This is a genomic window from Lentibacillus sp. CBA3610 (assembly GCF_013373365.1).
Lineage (GTDB): Bacteria > Bacillota > Bacilli > Bacillales > Amphibacillaceae > Lentibacillus.
On record NZ_CP035925.1, the window covers coordinates 3,896,122 to 3,913,440 of the forward strand.

Sequence of the window (17,319 nt, forward strand, 5' to 3'; positions counted from 1 at the left end):
AAGGAGGAAAGCTGAGGCATGCTAACTAGCTCGAGTGTTTTGTTATGGACGGTGTTATTCTATTGATCATTTAACTTTGCTCTTGTTACCTGGATTGGCAAGCGGGGAAGTGCTCATAGTCAAATCAATGAATGGCTTTGCTACAGCTCGGGGAAAGGTAAGTCCTGTGCTGGTTGGAGCCAGTTTTGCTACCTCCTACGCCAGTGCAAACTTGTTTATTGGTGTACCGGGACTTGCTTATGAATACGGTACTTCTGTTCTTTGGTATACGCTGGGTTGTTTTGGCATCTCCTGGATTGCCTTATTATTATTTGCCAAAGCCTTTTGGCGTTACGGAAAAAAACTCGGGCGTGTATCGACACTGCCTGAATGGCTGGGAAGACGTTACAATTCAAAAACGTTACAAGTCCTTGTTACTATATTGATTCTATTTAATGTCTTTTATATTGTCGGGCAAAATGTTGGTCTTGCGACGATCTTTGAAACCGTGATTGGCATCCCATATGAATGGGGAATAGTAATTGGTGTTACAATTACTATTCTTTATATCGGACTTGGCGGTGCATTCGCTCAAATGATTACTGATGGGATTCAAGGAATCTTAATGGCAGTGACATCGGTTTTGATTATGGTCTCGTTGTTTTGGACAATCGGTGGCGGATTCAATGTCTTCGGCGTATTGACAGAGCAATTAGCAGCGATTGATCCGAATTTAATTGCCGCAGTCGGCACTGATGGTCCATATAATAGTGTGCTTGCGATTATGGCTGTCCAATTCATGTTATTCAGTTTTGTATTAATGCCTCACCTATTAAACAAAGTTTTATCAATTGAAACCGAAGAGGAGCTTGCTCCATTTACGATGTCTGCTGGAATTATTTTGTGTATCATTTCCACATTAATGGTGCTCGGTGGGCTGGCAGCACGTGTCGTGTTCCCGACATTGGAAAGTGCCGATTCTGCGATACCGATGTACGTTATTGAAGCTTTCCCTGGTGTGATTGCCGCGATAATAATTGTCGGAATTATTTCAGCAATCTTATCAAGCACAGACAGTTTGTACTTAGGAATTACAACCAGTATTGGAAACGACTTTTATCGAATACTGGCACCACTTTTTATGAAAAATATTTCAGCTGCTGAACTGGACCGAAAATCTGTAATAGCAGCTAAAGGTTCCCTGATTTTGGTTGGACTTGTATCACTCTATTTTTCATTGGAGCGTCCGGATTCATTGTCGATTCTGATCCAGTTTAGCTTTTCGGCGATAATCTCTGGAATCATCGCACCGATTACTTTAGGCTATTTCTGGAAACATGCCAATAACTATGGCGCCATCGCTTCATTAATTACAGGAACAACACTTTATGTCGTATTTACCTCATTTAATTTAGTTGAGAATATTTATCTGGCAATGTTTTTAAGTTCACTTGCCGGGTTTGCAGTTATGGGAGTAGTTAGTGCTATTACATCTAATGAGAGTGATCAGGATCTCCTCTTAAAAAAATCAAGTTAGTATGGTTATTACGGACCGGTTCCAATTTCAGCAGATTATAATCCGAAGTGGATCAAACGGAAAAGATGTTGTCGGTGCAGGTAGTCCATCAATTCCGAGGCATGCATTACAGGAATGAAGAAGGTGCAGCAACACCTTCTTCACAAAGATATTTGCTGCGATGGGCTCAGGGGACGATTGCCCAAACCGCATGCTTCACAGGCGAGAAGACCCCCACTTCAATTTTGGGAAGGCAACAGTCCAAAATAAGTGGGGGATAAATCGTCTTCGGACAAAGGATGGCTGACTGTAAGGATGTCTTAAAGAATAGTCCTCAACATTTTATCTATGCAGACGTTTTTGGTATCGTTATCATGAATGTGATAATCTATTTATTATGTACCAAATGGTTTAATAAATGCTGCATAATTGAAAAGGGCACACTTAAAATATCATTCGGGGCAAATTTGGAGTGAAGATTGTACCGAGGTAGAGGACAAGCCGTGAACATCAGGGGTAGAAGTAAAAGTTAAAGATTCTAAACAACGCAGGAGGGCTATCAGCATGGAATTAACTAACAATCCAGCATTACTATGGTATGTCGGCGGATATGGCATTGTTATGATCATACTTGGTATCTATTTTTCCAGGAAAATCAAAAACAGCGAAGACTTTATTCTGGCCGGGAAAGGACTCGGAACGTTCGTTTTGGCAGGAACATTGCTGGCAACATGGACAGGGAGCGGCAGTATTACAGGCGGCGAAACATCAATGGCCTATACATATGGCATTATACCAGCACTCATAATGACCATACCGACATTGGCGGGTATCACCATTCTTTATTTTGTTGCTCCGAAAATCCGTGAATTCGGCAAATTTACAGTTTCCGGAATACTGGAGGCTAAATACGGCAAGACGGCTCGAATGATAGCAAGTATCATTATTATTTTGGCATTTGTCGGAATTGTCTCTTATGCTATGACAGGACTTGGGTTTGTATTAAACGTAACGACTGGCATGTCTGTTGAGATTGGAACAATTATCGGTGCTATCCTTATCATTTTCCTTGCAACGATTGGCGGACTCCGATCGGTTGCACCAACAGATGCCATCAGCGCTTTTCTTGCTATTATCGGTTTGTTTATTGCCCTTCCGGTGATGTTTTCTATTGCCGGAGGATGGGATCAAATAACGGCAAATGTACCAGAACAACATTTGACAGCAACTGGAACATTGACTACCGTTCAGCTGTTGGGTTTTTTATTGCCTTCCTTCTTCCTTTTATTAGGGGATCAGAACATGTATCAACGCCTTGCTGCATCAAAAGGAGGCAGTACTGGAAAAAAAGCACAAATCGGCTGGTTGGTAGGAATACTGCTTATTACACCAACGATTTCTCTCATCGCATTTACGTCACGATCCCTTTTTCAGGATATCGACCCAGGTATGGCACTGATTGGAACAACAACGGTACTGCCAACTATAGTTGGTGGCATTTTGCTTGCAGCTGCAGCAGCGTTTATTGTCACGACCGGCAACTCCTATTTGCTTTCGGCCGCAACCAATGTGACATATGATATTATTGGGAAATACTTTAAAACAGACGCAACAGACCGACAGCTGGTGTTGACGACAAAGATATTTATTGTCTTATTGGGAGTCTTATCCTTCATATTGGGAAACTATTTTCCAACCGTGCTGGAGGTACAAATGTACGCCTATACGGTTTATGGCGCCGGTTTGACACCTGCTTTACTAGCTGTTTTCTTTTGGAAGCGTGTCAATGCAAAAGGTGGTATCTCCTCCATGATTACAGGCGTAGGAACGACACTTATTTGGGAAGTCGTTCTCAGCAAGCCTTTTGAACTTAACAGTGTCATTATTGCCATTCCAGTAGCTGTGATTGTACTGATTGTTGTGACATTGATGACGACAGATCAAACAAATTCCAAATAGCAAGGTAGGATTTTATTAGAAAAACTGGGCAAAACGCGTGCCCAGTTCTTTTCTATATGAAAACCGTTTGCAGCAATGAAGGTGAATGGTGTTATTTGACTGATAACTCTTTTCCCGGTAAATTTTACAATCAAAAAAAGAAGGAAAAAACCAATAATGATTTCAATCGTTAATGACGTGATATCCATATGCCTAGCTCCTATCTGAACATTTCTGTACGGCCATATTTCATTCATAGACATATTAGCCAAATTACAAACCCCTGCTTCAATTGTTGGAGAAGGCACAGCCATGAATGGGTGATTTTTTTCAGTCTCTTCCATATAAGGAGGGGACTTTTTTCATTTTACATATTTGTGCCATATTTTCACCAACTCTTTGCCAAATTCTTTCAGTATAGTAAACCATATACCCCCCTTCGTCAGGGGTAAGGTTTAACAACCCCTGACAATAAAAATGGAGTTGGACAAAACAGGTTGATATCCAAGGAGGTTCAATAATGTTTAAACCTGACCGGAAGAAGGCCAAGTCCGGCGATATCATCGAATTTGAACAAGACGGTTTGATCATAAAAGGCGAAGTCATGCCATCTAAAACCAAAAATAGTGTTGTTGTCGACATATCAGCAATGAAAGACTATGAAAAAATTAATTACGGGTATCCTAACACCGTCGTTAACCACAATAATTACAGAATTATCGATGAAACTCAGGATGAAAGATTGAAGGCAAATCATCTAGGGAGTGCATTCGGATGAAAACGAAGTCATTAACATTTGAACAGCTCGTTCAGGAAAATAAACAAGAATTATTGGCTGATGAGAAACAACTCTCTCAAATTGAAAAACGTCTGGAAAAAAAGCAGACAGGCTTATTGCGTGATAAACAGAAGACATAGCGTTCTTTCTGTTTATATATATAACCCCCACCTCCCTTTGTAACTATAATCGATATAAAATCGGAAAAAGGGGCATGATCGAGAAAATTATTTTTTCTCTGATCATGCCCCTTTTTTTGCGTAAATTTCGATTGTAGTAAAAAGAGGGTTAAAGTTTTGAAAATACAGATTGGATCGAAATTCCACGAAATTTGGAGGAATTTTAAGATGCACACTTTATAAACTTTATACAATAAAAATTATATACATTTTTAAAACTGCACAGGATTATTTGCTTGTTTGCTCATAATGTCATTCTCGTTATACTAAGCAACATGATTTCAGATACGGAGAAATTATGGAGGTGGAGATACATTGTTAGAGTTCAATAATGTAACGAAACGATATGGCAACGGTGAACCTGCCGTGAGTCATTTAAATTTAAAAATAGAAAAAGGTGAATTTGTCTGTTTTATCGGCCCAAGTGGCTGCGGGAAAACAACAACGATGAAAATGGTGAATCGGCTGATTAATATTACCGGCGGATCAATTCTTGTCAATGGCAAAAGTATTGAAGATCAGGATGCGGTGGAACTGCGCCGGTCAATCGGCTATGTCATTCAACAGATAGGGCTGATGCCGCATATGACGATTAAAGAAAATATTGTTCTTGTCGGTACACTTCTGAAATGGCCGAAAGAAAAGAAAGATGAGCGAGCACGTGAGCTATTGAAACTTGTTAATATGCCGGAAGAATATCTTGATAAGTACCCGCACGAATTGAGCGGCGGGCAACAGCAGCGGATTGGTGTATTGCGTGCCCTTGCAGCAAACCCTCCACTGATACTGATGGACGAACCATTCGGGGCACTTGACCCAATTACAAGAGACTCCCTGCAGGAAGAGTTTAAAAAGCTGCAAAAGGAACTGGATAAGACGATTGTTTTTGTGACTCACGACATGGATGAGGCATTGAAGCTCGCTGACCGCGTTGTAATTATGCGGGACGGAGAAGTTGTTCAAGTGGATACACCGGATGAGATTGTCCGGAACCCTGCAAATGAATTTGTTGAGGAATTCCTTGGTAAAGACCGTCTGATTCAAGGTCGTCCGGATGTCACAACAGTTGGCCAGATTATGGATGATTCACCGGTTACCGTCCAAACCGGCACAACATTGAAATCTGCTATTTCAACGATGCGTGACAAACATGTTGATTCACTGCTCGTAGTCGATTCCGACAATGGATTACAAGGGTTTATTGATATTGAAGCCATTAACCTGAATTATAAAAAAGCCACATATGTCGAGGAAGTCATGGAGAATAACATCTTTAAAGTTTCCCAGGACAGTCTGTTGCGTGACACGGTTCACAAAATTCTTCGCCGTGGTGCAACGTATGTGCCGGTAGTGGATGAACAGGATAAACTGACGGGTATTGTGACACGGGCAACGCTGGCAAATCTGGTTTATGACACGATTTGGGGCGACGGTATGGAACTTGAGGAAATAACAGCCGCGGCAGAGTAGGAGGTGGATAACAATGATGGAATTTTTTGCGGAACATGGAAATGAACTCATGATAAAAACGTGGGAACACTTTTATATTTCACTGGCAGCTATCGTGCTTGGCGTAGTTGTTGCGGTACCACTTGGGATTCTTCTTTCGCGCGTACCGAAATTTGCTGATCGCTTCATTTCATTTATTGGTATTTTACAGACCATTCCAAGTTTGGCGATTCTCGCTTTTTTCATTCCGATAGTTGGAATTGGAAAAATCCCTGCAATTCTGGCACTGTTTTTCTACTCGTTACTGCCGATTTTGCGTAATACGTATATTGGCGTCCGTGATGTTGATCAGGGTGTCGTTGAAGCAGGTAAAGGAATGGGCATGAGTAATTGGCAATCGATCTTAAAAATGGAACTTCCATTATCGCTTCCGGTCATTATGGCTGGTATTCGGCTGTCAACCGTTTATTTGATTGGCTGGGCAGCGCTGGCGGCATTTATCGGTGGCGGCGGTCTTGGTGATTTTATTTTTGATGGATTGAACTTATATCAGCCGTCATTAATTTTGGCAGGGACCATTCCGGCTACGATTTTAGCCGTGATTGCTGATCGTTCGCTTGCAGTAATTGAAAATAAGCTCACACCTGATGGCTTAAAGAGTTCTTATGAAACGGCGTAATCTTGGAGGTGAATACAGTGAAGAAACTATTATCCAAAGGAAGTATTCTATTCCTTTTGCTCGTAATGCTTGCAGGTTGTGCATTGCCGGGACTTGCAGGAACATCTAAAGATACGATTAAGATCGGTTCACTTACACAATCGGAGTCGGAAATCATTGCACAAATGCTGGCTATCATGATTGAACGGGAAACCGATGCGACGACCGATCTGGTTACAAAACTTGGTTCATCGATTGTACAGCATCAAGGTATGGAACGCGGGGATATTGACATATCCAGTACGCGTTATACCGGCACGGATATAGCAGGTGCTCTTGACATGGAGCCGATTAAGGATCCCGAAAAAGCACTGGAAACAGTGGAGCGGGAATTTCAGGACCGGTTTAATCAAACGTGGGCAGAACCGTATGGATTCGATAACAGCTATTCCATTACGGTCACGGAAGAATTTGCCGAAGCGAATAATATTGAAACCATATCCGATCTTGAACCATATGCTGATGAACTCCGCTTCGGGGTCGATAATGCCTGGATTAACCGGGAAGGCGATGGTTATGACGGATTCCAGGAGACGTATTTCGAGTTTGGTGACGTTTATCCGATGAATCTTGGACTTGTCTATCAAGCGGCGGCAACCGGCAATATGGATGTTGTCCTGGCCTATTCGTCGGACGGCCGGATCCAGGAATTTGATTTGAAGGTACTGGAAGACGACAGGCAATTCTTCCCGCCATATGATGCATCACCGGTTATTAATAATGAGGTTTTGGAAGAATATCCGGAAATCAAAGCGATTACTGAGCGCCTCAGTAACCAGATTTCAACCGAACAAATGCAGGAATTGAATTACAGGGCAGATGTCGAGCGTGTCAATCCGCGGAAAGTTGCTGAAGAATTCCTGCAGGCGAATAACTACTTTGAGGATGCCGGAGAAGGAGGGGATTGATATGGATACGATACAGGAGTTAATTAATTATGTCAGTGCCAATGGCGGCTATATCTGGACAGAATTTTACAGGCATTTTCTGATGGCAGTGTACGGTGTATTATTTGCGGCCATCATATCGGTCCCGCTTGGTATTCTGATTGCCAAATATGGTAACTTGAGCAGCTGGGTGTTGGCGTTCGGCAGCATTATTCAGACCATCCCGGCGCTGGGGGCGATGGCCGTTATCATGATTGTTATGGGTCTCGGCACAAACACAGCCATTGTCACGTTAGTCCTTTATTCCATTTTGCCGATTACTCAAAACACATATGTCGGCATGAAAGACGTTGATAAGACAGTGATAGAAGCAGGGTATGCTTCGGGCATGACGCGCTTTCAACTATTACGCATGGTTGAACTGCCGCTAGCTGTCAGTGTCATTATGGCCGGCTTAAGGACGGCTTTGGTCATTGGAATCGGGATTGTAGCAATTGGTGCTTTTATCGGAGCTGGCGGTCTTGGTGCCATTATTGTGACTGGAACAAATGCGACCGACGGAACAGCTATCATTCTGGCTGGTGCGATACCTACAGCCTTAATGGCCGTTATCGCCGACTTGGTTTTAGGATGGATTGAGCGCAAACTGCAGCCCGCGAAAGCAGTCTGATTCAGTATTGTATGAGTGCCACTTGAAAATGATATAAATGTTATAAAAATTTTGCTTCATGTTATTTATAACGTTTATGCTTCAGATTGCTTCAAATTGTTTTAAAAACCTTGGCAGTGGAAGATTTTAACTTTTCTAAAAGGTATGATAAAGTTCAGTGAACATTCCGGAAAAGGGGGATGAAATTGGATAAAAGTGAGAAAATAGATGAAATCAACACGCAATTTATTGAAAAAATTACGGATAATATGAATGCATTTGGTGCTCCGACAAGCGTCGGCCGTGTCCTGGGTATTATTTACATGAACGGCGAGCCCATGACGCTGGATGAACTGGCATCCGAAACCGGGATGAGCAAAACCCGAATGAGCCAGGTTGTCAGGGAAATGATCGATATGAATATTGCTGAGCGTGTATTTAAAAAAGGTGTCCGCAAAGACTTGTATCAAGTTGAAGAAGATTATTATCAGACATTCATCTCACTGTTCACATCCACATGGCAGAGAGCAATTGGCCGCAGCCGAAACTTTGAGCAGCGGCTCATGAAGAAAATCAATGAATTAAAGCACGAACCGGAATTGACGGAAGAAAATGAACAGGCAATTAATGAATTGCTGGCAGAACTTCATGAGTGGAAAGAATATTATGACTGGATTCGCCGTGTAACCGACTTTTTCGATAGCGGTGAAATATTTAAACACGTACCTAAACAACAGACTGGAGGAGATACGTATGAATAAAAAAGTAATGCTATCATGTGCTTTGACGGGAGCAGGTGACACATTTGAAAAAAATCCGGACGTTCCGGTAACCCCGAAAGAGATCGCTGATTCAGCTATTAAAGCAGCCAAGGCAGGCGCGACGATTGCTCATATTCATGTGCGTGATCCGAAAACAGGTAAACTGAGTCATGATGTCAATTTGTTTCAGGAAACAGTGGAACGAATTCGCGAATCGGAAACCGATGTGATTATTAATATTACATCCGGTGGCGGCGGAGACTGGGTGCCGAGTGAAGACGATCCGACAAGAGGCGGTGAAGGGACTGACATCCAGACACCTGAAGAACGTCACGAACCCGTTGGAAAATTGCTCCCTGAGATGTGTACCCTTGATTGCGGAAGCACCAACTTTGGGAACATGCTGTATGTCAGCCCGACTGACTGGCTGCGCAGACAGGCGAAACTTGTCCAGGACAGCGGTGTGAAACCTGAACTGGAATGCTTTGATACCGGGCATATCCGTTTTGCGAATCAATTAGTGCAGGAAGGTCTGATTGATGGGGATCCGTTATTCCAATTCTGCCTCGGTATTCCATGGGGAGCTGCTGCAGATGCAGAAACGCTTTCCTATATGAAAAGCCGCATTCCGGAAAACGGCAGATGGGCAGCTTTTGGGATCGGGCGGATGCAAATGCCAATGGTAGCCGAATCGATTCTCCAAGGCGGAAATATTCGCGTAGGCCTTGAGGACAACCTGTATTTAAAGAAAGGGCAACTTGCCACAAACGAGCAGCTTGTCGATAAAGCAGCCGGTATTGTGCACAGCCTTGGTTCAGATATCATGACCCCGGCTGAAGCGCGTGAACAATTAAACTTGCTTAACCCATATGGAAAGGAAGACTAGCATGACAACAGAAACTTCAACCAAATATATTACCGTTGTCGGAACTGGTGTGATCGGCAACGGATGGATTACACGATTTTTGGCAAACGGCTACCACGTAACGGCATCAGATCCTGACGCGGCGGCGGAAGCCCGCACCCGTGATGCAGTCAAGCGCGCATGGCCCGCCATGGAACAAATGGGTCTCGCTGAAGGCGCTTCTCAGGATAATCTATTTTTTGAGCAAGATGTGGAAAAAGCATTGAGTCAGGCAGATTTTGTTCAGGAGAATGTTCCGGAGCGGGAAGAATTGAAACGAAATGTTATTGCAACTATTGATAAGTATGCCCCCGAGGAAGCGGTTATTGCATCAAGCACATCCGGTATATTGCCGAGCAAGCTGCAGGCAGATTGTGAGAACCATCCGGATCGTGTGATAGTGGCTCACCCGTTTAATCCGGTTTATCTGATGCCGCTTGTTGAACTTGTGGGTGGTGATAAAACAGAATCACGTTATATCGAGAAAGCGAGGGCATTTTACGATGGAATGGAAATGAAGCCACTCGTTGTGCGTCAGGAAATTGAAGGGCATATTGCCGACCGTCTAATGGAGGCAATTTGGCGTGAATCCCTGCACATCGTTAATGATGGAGTTGCCACAACGGACGAAGTGGATGCATCGATCATTTACGGCCCGGGACTTCGCTGGGCACTGATGGGGCCATTCATGACATTGCATATGGGCGGTGGCAAACAAGGCATGCGCCATTTGCTGGAACAGTTCGGTCCTGCATTGAAACTGCCTTGGACGAAACTGGAAGCACCTGAATTAACGGACGAATTGACCGAAAAAGTTGTCACTGGAACAGAGGATCAGACCGGCGACGTTGAGATGGAAAAACTGGAAGACCGCCGTGACCAGTTCCTGATCGAGCTGCAGCAGCTATTGGAAAAATACTGGCCCGGTGCAAAGCTGTCCGGTGGATTGTAATACAGACTATAACCTAATGGGGGTGTTCTCAAAATGGGTGAACCAAAAATAATCATTCAGCACAAGGTACCTGAGGAATGGATTGATTATAATGGTCATATGAATGATGCTGAATATGTACGTGCGTTCAGCTGGGGTGTCGATCGTTTTATGAAATTAGTTGGCATTACCGATGATTTTCGTGAGCAGTATGCGTATACAATTTTCACAATGGAAAATCATGTTTGCTATCTGGATGAAATGAAACGTGGCGAACCATTTGAAGTCCATATGCAAATGATCGATTATGATGTCAAACGTGCCCATGTATTCTATAAACTGTTCGGTGAAAATGGCAAACGTGCAGCCACAAGTGAACAGATGCTGATGGGAATTGACCAGACAGCCGGCAAGGCAGCTCCGTTCCCGGAAGAAATTTTTGAACAGGTGAAGGATCTAGCCAGCCGGCACACACCGGATGAAAAACCGAAAGAAGCCGGTCGTGTTATTGGAATTAGACGGAAAAAATGAGCATTAAAAAGAGGTTTCCTTTTATATTGGGAAACCTCGATGTTTACATATGGCATTTTTCCTTTAGCGAATCTTTAGTATTGATAGTGAAACGATAAACTACTGCAAACATACGATTCTATAGAACTATCGCTGTTTACTTTTCGGATCAAAGGCATCACGCATGCCGTCTCCTATGAAGTTGATGGCAAGAACAGTAACGAAAATGGCTAAACCAGGCGGAATCCATGCTTCCGGGTGCTCACGGAGAATCCTGACATTCATGGCTTCTGAAATCATATTTCCCCATGTCGGCGTTGGCTGTGGGATACCAAAGCCAATAAAACTCAGGCCTGACTCGATAATGATGTAAGTGGCCATCATCAGTGTTGCATTCACAATGATCGGACCGATAGCATTGGGGATAAAGTGTTTAATGATAATTCGGATATCACTGGCTCCGATCGCCCGGGCACCATGAACAAATTCCTGTTCCCGCAGTGACAGGTATGTCCCCCGGATGATCCGGGTCAGGTTCGGCCAGCTCGTCAGCGCTATAATCATAACGAATATTGGAATGGTGATTTCTTCTATAATGGCAATAATTGTGAGCGCCAATACTAAAAATGGCAGCATCAGCATTATGTCAGCCGCGCGCATAATAATACCATCCACTTTACCGCCGTAATAACCTGCGAGTGATCCCAGGAAAACACCAATAACCAGTGTAAAGAACATCGCGCTGAAGCCAACAATTAAGGAAATACGCCCGCCATACAGTAATCGTGAAAAATTATCCTGCCCCTGTCCATTCGTTCCGAGAATATGCTCGTCACTTGGCCCCTGCTCAATCAGCAGCACATTAGTTGCTTCCGGATCCTGGTCTGTAAATACAGGAGCCATTACACAAATGATAATAATAAAAAATATGACAAAAACACTGATGACAGCCATTTTATTTTTCATGAACCGGCGCATTGCCAATTGAAACGGACTTTTACTCTCTTGCTGTTCACTGCCCGGGGTATTTTCAGGCTGTGACGACAGCTGTTCTTCGGGATTGGATTGCATATGATTCACCTCAATCGTAACGGATTCTCGGATCAATAATGCTGTATAAAATATCGGCTATCAAATTGCCTATTAGAATGAGTGTTCCCAGTATGAGAGCAATCGCCATGACTACCGGGAAATCACGATTTGTGACCGAGTTTAAAAACAGTGTACCGATCCCCGGATACTGAAAGACTTGCTCAGTGATGACCGCACCACTTAATAAAACACCAATCTCAAATCCCATTAACGTAATAATTGGAATAAGGGCATTGCGGAGTGTATGTTTGTAGAGAACATTCGTATCACTCATCCCTTTAGCTCTTGCCGTACGGATATAGTCACTGCCAAGGACATCCAGAACTTCCGAACGCATGTAGCGCATATAGGTTGCTGTTCCCGCCAGGCCAAGTGTTATCCCGGGTAAAATCATATGGTGAATCCGGTCCGACAGTTCATTAAAGCCGGATTGGCCTGGTCCGGAAAGTGTCCCTTGTGCCGGGAACCAGCCCAAATGAATGGACAGTAAATAGATGGCAATCAGCCCGAAGAAGAAATTCGGGATAGCCAGGCCGAGAAACCCAAATCCCGTCGCACCATAATCAAACAGTGAATAAGGATGCCGTGCCGAGTATATACCGATAGGAATGCCGACAAGAATGGTTATACCCAGTGAAAAAAGCCCAAGGTAAAGGGTGTTGGCAAACCGTTCTTCAATCAGCTCAGCTACGGAACGGCCGTTATAGACCAGTGAATTTCCGAAGTCTCCCTGTGCTGCAGAACTAATCCAATCCCAATACTGAACAGGTACCGGATCATTCAGTCCCAACGCTTCCCGCTGCTGCTCGTACACTTCCGGATCGACATTCGGATCAGCGAGCTCGTTTCCTGATATGGCATCCCCGGGTGCTGCCATGGCCAGTCCGAATACGATAACGGTTAAGGCAAACAGCATGGGAATAAACACGAGTATACGACGGATAATATATTTGTACACAATCTTTCCCCCCTCCCAGAACTGGATGTTTGTGAGCCCCTAAAGGCGGTATCATGTATTTTTAGTGAATGAAAGAAAGAGCATGCGGCGGAACTCGCACGCTCTTTCACCATAATCATCCAACATTACTCTTCAGATTCAGATACCCACCATAACTCAGGATCATTATTGAACGAATATGGCATCGGTTCAACACCATTCACTCGTTCATTGAACGCATAAATTTTATTTTGTGCATAAAGGAGAAGAGCTGGCAGATCCTCTGAAAACTCAGCCTGCCATTCACTGTATTTTTCCGAACGGTATTCCTGCTCAAATGCCTCCGGTGGCTGCATAGCCTCTGCCATTAACTGCTCAGAATCGTCATTGTTCCAACGGGAGAAGTTGTACGCAGCCTCGGTTCCCCACAATGCGGATGGATCAGGATCACCGCTTCCCAGGCTCCAGCCAAGCAGATAAAGGTCCCAATCTTCGTTGTTGTCCGTCAGGTTTTCCTGGAAAGCTGTCATTTCGGTTGGCTGGCGCAGGTCAATTTGGATACCGACCTGCTCAAGGAAATCAGCTATGATTGGTGCTGAGTCTTCACGAAGCTGATTACCTGTCGGATAGTTCAGGTTCACAACCCATTCCTCGCCATCAGGTGTTTCTCTGTAACCATCATCATTCGTATCCTCATAACCTGCTTCGTCCAGCAGTGCCTCGGCCTGTTCAGGATCATATTCATATTGAGTAGCTGCGTCCTCATCGTATGCCCAGAATTGCTGTGCGATTGGTGCATTAATCATAGATCCGTGACCATGCAACAGATTATCAACAATGGCCTGGCGGTCGATGGCATAGGCCATGGCCTGCCTCACTTGCTGATTGCTCATATCTTCATTTGGAATCCACTCGTCCGGATTAAGTTCCCCGCTTTCGACTTGTGAATCCGGCCGGTGATTCATGATGAATCCCATCAGCTGATAGCCGAAGTCGGTTTGTTCAATGATTTCAACATGATCAAGCGCATCTACTGTTTCAAAATCAGGTGCCGGTACACCACTTGGATCACCGATAAAGTCGATTTCACCATTTTCAAGCAAACCAAGCATGACTGATTGATCGACTACTTGCCAGACAATTTGATCAAGGTATGGTTCACTCTTCCAATAATCAGCATTCTTTTCAAGGATGTATTGTTCACGTTCCAGCATCTCCGTAAATTTAAATGGACCGGTACCAATGACTTCCCCTGCATTTAATGTGGCAGGATGCTCAGTCATCTCATCAATTGGTACATCCCCAAAGATATGTTCTGGAATGATCGGGAAGTTCACATCTTTTAAAATCGTTACGTTCGGCTCGGCAAATTTAAAGGTGACCGTATGATCGTCTTCAGCAACAACCCCTTCAAATTCATCCGTTTCACCATTATTAAATTCTTCGTATCCAAGCAGCCTCACAACATATTCGGTACGGATACCGCCTGCTTCCACATAGCCGGGACTGGACATGGCTTTGTACGTATAGACAACGTCATCTGCTGTGAACGATTCACCGTCGTGCCATGTAACGCCTTCCTCAAGTGTTAATGTGATCTCAGTCTGGTCATCATTAATTTCCCAGTCATTGGCTAAATGTGGTTCAAATTCAAGACTATCATTTTGACTGAGAAGCGATTCATGTGTGAAATCCAGGATATTCGCTTCATAGGCCTCTTCGTAAAAAATCGGGTTAAAGACACCAGCAGGCGCAGTGTCCATAGCACCTGTCAGTGTACCGCCCATTTGCGGCTCATCAGAAGCCGGTTCTTCCTCTTCGGTATCACTGCCTTCTTCAGGTTCTTCTGCATCCCCCTCACTGGCAGAGTCCCCGCTGCAGGCAGCCAGAAACAGTCCAAACGCTAATACAAAAATAAGAAATATGAACCATTTGTTTTTCAATCTCAATGTATTCACCCCTTTTAGTTTTTCAAAAGACGGACACTCAGCTGTTCATTGAACGTCAGACATCACCTCCTGTTTATAATCAACACCCGCTTGTCATGTGTCAGGGCCGTCGTATAGATGGCATGCGACATAATGGCCGTTATGATAATGTTTTAGTTCCGGCCGTTCCACTGAGCATCGTTCGTGTGCGTATGGACATCGTGTTCGGAATGCACATCCGGATGGTGGATTGGCGGGGCTTGGCAAATCTCCCGACAATTTAATCTTCTCACGGCGCCTCCGGACGTTTGTTGATGGTATTGACGACAATAATGCCTGTGTATATGGGTGCAGCGGGTTATCGTAAAGTAAACCTTTAGGTGCAATCTCGGCGATTCGCCCGAGATACATGACAGCTACACGATCACTGATGTGTTTGACAACACTCAAATCATGCGCAATGAACAGATAGGTTAAATTAAACTCATCCTGCAGATCAGCCATTAAGTTCAGAACCTGGGCCTGAATTGAAACATCCAGGGAGGAGACAGGTTCATCACAAATAATAAATTTCGGGTTAAGAGTCAGGGCACGCGCAATACTTATGCGCTGGCGCTGTCCGCCGGAAAATTCATGTGGATATTTCATGCGGTCACTTGCGCGCAATCCAACCCTTTCCAATAATTTAGTACTTTTTTCTTTCCGTTCCGATTTACTTAAAGAAGTTTGCACAAGCAGTGGTTCTTCAACCAGTTCGCCAACACTCATTTTGGAATTCAGGGAAGCAAAAGGATCCTGAAAAACAATTTGCATATTTTTCCTGTAATCCCGGAGTTTTCGGTTACTGAGGTGTGATATATCGTTATTTTCAAATATGATGTCACCTTCAGTTGGCTCAAGCAGCCGGAGAATGACACGTCCCAGTGTTGATTTGCCTGATCCTGATTCACCGACGATGCCAAGTGTCTCTCCCTTGCTAATCGAGAGTGAAACATCATCAACTGCTTTGACATGCCCGACAGTATGTTTAAAGATGCCACCTTTAATCGGAAAGTATTTTTTAATATGTTTAGCTTGGACAAGTACTTCATGATCACTGTTTTCTTTATTTTCAGTTACTTTCTCACGCACCTCTTGCTCTGAAAGACTCATTTTATGTAACCCCCTTATTCATAGAGAAAACAACGGACATGATGATCAGATTCGACTTGACGTAATTCGGGATTCGATTCATAGCAGTGATCCATCACATGCGGGCAGCGGTCTGAAAAGCGGCATCCTTTGGGAAAACTGTGTGCCGGCGGGACAGTGCCTTTTATTGCACCGAGTCTGTCCATCTCTTTATCTATGTCTGGCAGGCTTTCGAGGAGACCGGTTGTATACGGATGTTTCGTATTTTCAAATAACTGCTCCACTGAAGCTTTTTCAACAATCTGACCGCCATACATGACGAGGACGCGATCAGCATATTCGGCAACGACACCTAAATCGTGCGTAATAAGCAGAATGGCCATATCAAGTCTTTCTTTCATTTCTGCCAGTAAATCCAATATTTGAGCCTGAATGGTCACATCCAAAGCTGTTGACGGTTCATCGGCAATGAGTAATTTCGGGTCACACGAAATGGCCATGGCAATCATCGCTCGCTGACGCATTCCACCTGAAAGCTGATGCGGATATTCATCGATGATTTTCTCCGCCCTTGGAAAACCAACAACTTTCAATAGTTCAATGGCTCGCTGGTGTGCTTCTTTTTTGGACAATTTCTTATGCTTTTTTAATGTTTCAGTAATTTGATTGCCAATTGTATAGACAGGATTTAATGCGGTCATTGGCTCCTGGAAAATCATACCAATATCATTTCCGCGGATTTTTGTCATCTGTTTACCGGACTTTTTCAGCAGATTATCATTTTCCAGTGAAATCGTCCCTTCAATAATCTTTCCCGGTTTTTGAATGAGTTGCATAATGGACAGTGAGGTGATGCTTTTACCACTTCCTGATTCCCCGACGATTGCCACGGTTTCGCCCGGAGATACTGTAAAATCAACCCCATCAACGGCTTTGGCAACCATATCATCGTCCAGATAAAAATATGTTTTCAGTCCTTCAACTTCCAGTAACGGTTTTTGCGTCATCCGCCTCACCCCCGATAAAAGATTT

The 17,319-nt window shown here is 43.9% G+C and carries 18 protein-coding genes; 12 read left to right on the top strand and 6 right to left on the bottom strand.

Annotated features, from left to right (window positions below; translation table 11 throughout):
* The first annotated feature begins 109 nt into the window (after positions 1–109).
* Positions 110–1,516 carry a sodium:solute symporter family protein gene (locus Len3610_RS19530; RefSeq protein WP_255259707.1) on the top strand — a complete coding sequence of 469 codons (1,407 nt, stop codon included), beginning with the start codon at positions 110–112 and terminating at the stop codon, positions 1,514–1,516.
* A 543-nt stretch (positions 1,517–2,059) separates the two neighbouring features.
* A complete protein-coding gene (locus Len3610_RS19535) occupies positions 2,060–3,454 on the top strand; it encodes a sodium:solute symporter family protein (RefSeq protein ID WP_176449379.1) in 1,395 nt (464 codons plus the stop codon).
* Here Len3610_RS19535 and Len3610_RS22055 read toward each other — a convergent pair.
* Positions 3,436–3,777, bottom strand: coding sequence for a DUF421 domain-containing protein (locus Len3610_RS22055; RefSeq protein ID WP_369693614.1), 342 nt, complete (start codon positions 3,775–3,777; stop codon positions 3,436–3,438). The two genes, Len3610_RS19535 and Len3610_RS22055, sit on opposite strands and share 19 nt — an antisense overlap.
* Before the next feature lie 176 nt (positions 3,778–3,953).
* On the opposite strand from Len3610_RS22055, the gene Len3610_RS19545 reads away from it, so the two are divergent.
* From Len3610_RS19545 to Len3610_RS19590, 10 genes are all read left to right on the top strand, one after another.
* Positions 3,954–4,211: a YkvS family protein gene (locus Len3610_RS19545; protein WP_176449380.1), complete on the top strand. Its 258-nt coding sequence runs from the start codon at positions 3,954–3,956 to the stop codon at positions 4,209–4,211.
* A complete protein-coding gene (locus tag Len3610_RS19550; RefSeq protein WP_176449381.1) occupies positions 4,208–4,351 on the top strand; it encodes an FbpB family small basic protein in 144 nt (47 codons plus the stop codon). The genes Len3610_RS19545 and Len3610_RS19550 overlap by 4 nt, the downstream gene beginning before the upstream one ends.
* Before the next feature lie 354 nt (positions 4,352–4,705).
* On the top strand, positions 4,706–5,860 hold the full coding sequence (locus Len3610_RS19555) for a betaine/proline/choline family ABC transporter ATP-binding protein (protein WP_176449382.1): 1,155 nt from the start codon (positions 4,706–4,708) through the stop codon (positions 5,858–5,860).
* A gap of 13 nt (positions 5,861–5,873) precedes the next feature.
* Positions 5,874–6,518: an ABC transporter permease gene (locus Len3610_RS19560; protein WP_176449383.1), complete on the top strand. Its 645-nt coding sequence runs from the start codon at positions 5,874–5,876 to the stop codon at positions 6,516–6,518.
* Positions 6,519–6,520: 2 nt separating this feature from the next.
* Positions 6,521–7,465, top strand: coding sequence for an osmoprotectant ABC transporter substrate-binding protein (locus Len3610_RS19565; protein WP_303699853.1), 945 nt, complete (start codon positions 6,521–6,523; stop codon positions 7,463–7,465).
* Position 7,466: 1 nt separating this feature from the next.
* Entirely contained in the window at positions 7,467–8,114 is a 648-nt protein-coding gene (locus tag Len3610_RS19570; protein WP_176449384.1) for an ABC transporter permease, read from the top strand.
* A gap of 185 nt (positions 8,115–8,299) precedes the next feature.
* Entirely contained in the window at positions 8,300–8,854 is a 555-nt protein-coding gene (locus Len3610_RS19575; RefSeq protein WP_255259708.1) for a GbsR/MarR family transcriptional regulator, read from the top strand.
* A complete protein-coding gene (locus tag Len3610_RS19580) occupies positions 8,847–9,740 on the top strand; it encodes a beta-keto acid cleavage family enzyme (RefSeq protein ID WP_176449386.1) in 894 nt (297 codons plus the stop codon). Before Len3610_RS19575 ends, Len3610_RS19580 begins: the two co-directional genes overlap by 8 nt.
* A gap of 1 nt (position 9,741) precedes the next feature.
* Positions 9,742–10,710, top strand: a complete 969-nt coding sequence (locus tag Len3610_RS19585) for a 3-hydroxyacyl-CoA dehydrogenase NAD-binding domain-containing protein (protein ID WP_217994043.1) — start codon at positions 9,742–9,744, stop codon at positions 10,708–10,710.
* 33 nt (positions 10,711–10,743) lie between these two features.
* Complete coding sequence (locus Len3610_RS19590; protein WP_176449388.1) at positions 10,744–11,220, top strand: thioesterase family protein; 477 nt, start codon at positions 10,744–10,746, stop codon at positions 11,218–11,220.
* Positions 11,221–11,346: 126 nt separating this feature from the next.
* Here the strand turns inward: Len3610_RS19590 and opp4C are convergent, their stop codons facing one another.
* The 5 genes from opp4C to Len3610_RS19615 all read right to left on the bottom strand — a co-directional run bounded on the left by opp4C (position 11,347) and on the right by Len3610_RS19615 (position 17,294).
* A complete protein-coding gene (gene opp4C, locus Len3610_RS19595; protein ID WP_176449389.1) occupies positions 11,347–12,270 on the bottom strand; it encodes an oligopeptide ABC transporter permease in 924 nt (307 codons plus the stop codon).
* 10 nt (positions 12,271–12,280) lie between these two features.
* Positions 12,281–13,249: an ABC transporter permease gene (locus Len3610_RS19600; RefSeq protein ID WP_176449390.1), complete on the bottom strand. Its 969-nt coding sequence runs from the start codon at positions 13,247–13,249 to the stop codon at positions 12,281–12,283.
* Between the two features lie 125 nt (positions 13,250–13,374).
* Positions 13,375–15,177, bottom strand: a complete 1,803-nt coding sequence (locus Len3610_RS19605; RefSeq protein WP_255259709.1) for a peptide-binding protein — start codon at positions 15,175–15,177, stop codon at positions 13,375–13,377.
* Positions 15,178–15,270: 93 nt separating this feature from the next.
* Positions 15,271–16,308, bottom strand: coding sequence for an ABC transporter ATP-binding protein (locus tag Len3610_RS19610; protein WP_176449391.1), 1,038 nt, complete (start codon positions 16,306–16,308; stop codon positions 15,271–15,273).
* A gap of 14 nt (positions 16,309–16,322) precedes the next feature.
* Complete coding sequence (locus Len3610_RS19615; protein WP_176449392.1) at positions 16,323–17,294, bottom strand: ABC transporter ATP-binding protein; 972 nt, start codon at positions 17,292–17,294, stop codon at positions 16,323–16,325.
* Positions 17,295–17,319: the final 25 nt, after the last annotated feature.

What these genes read in the sequence shown, in the direction of transcription:
- Len3610_RS19535 (WP_176449379.1), top strand. Translation starts at nt 2,060, where the DNA reads ATGGAATTAACTAACAATCCAGCATTACTATGGTATGTCGGCGGATAT.
- Len3610_RS19570 (WP_176449384.1), top strand. Translation starts at nt 7,467, where the DNA reads ATGGATACGATACAGGAGTTAATTAATTATGTCAGTGCCAATGGCGGC.
- Len3610_RS19585 (WP_217994043.1), top strand. Translation starts at nt 9,742, where the DNA reads ATGACAACAGAAACTTCAACCAAATATATTACCGTTGTCGGAACTGGT.
- Len3610_RS19545 (WP_176449380.1), top strand. Translation starts at nt 3,954, where the DNA reads ATGTTTAAACCTGACCGGAAGAAGGCCAAGTCCGGCGATATCATCGAA.
- opp4C (WP_176449389.1), bottom strand. Translation starts at nt 12,270, where the DNA reads ATGCAATCCAATCCCGAAGAACAGCTGTCGTCACAGCCTGAAAATACC.
- Len3610_RS19550 (WP_176449381.1), top strand. Translation starts at nt 4,208, where the DNA reads ATGAAAACGAAGTCATTAACATTTGAACAGCTCGTTCAGGAAAATAAA.
- Len3610_RS19560 (WP_176449383.1), top strand. Translation starts at nt 5,874, where the DNA reads ATGATGGAATTTTTTGCGGAACATGGAAATGAACTCATGATAAAAACG.
- Len3610_RS19610 (WP_176449391.1), bottom strand. Translation starts at nt 16,308, where the DNA reads ATGAGTCTTTCAGAGCAAGAGGTGCGTGAGAAAGTAACTGAAAATAAA.
- Len3610_RS19615 (WP_176449392.1), bottom strand. Translation starts at nt 17,294, where the DNA reads ATGACGCAAAAACCGTTACTGGAAGTTGAAGGACTGAAAACATATTTT.
- Len3610_RS19590 (WP_176449388.1), top strand. Translation starts at nt 10,744, where the DNA reads ATGGGTGAACCAAAAATAATCATTCAGCACAAGGTACCTGAGGAATGG.
- Len3610_RS19580 (WP_176449386.1), top strand. Translation starts at nt 8,847, where the DNA reads ATGAATAAAAAAGTAATGCTATCATGTGCTTTGACGGGAGCAGGTGAC.
- Len3610_RS22055 (WP_369693614.1), bottom strand. Translation starts at nt 3,777, where the DNA reads ATGGAAGAGACTGAAAAAAATCACCCATTCATGGCTGTGCCTTCTCCA.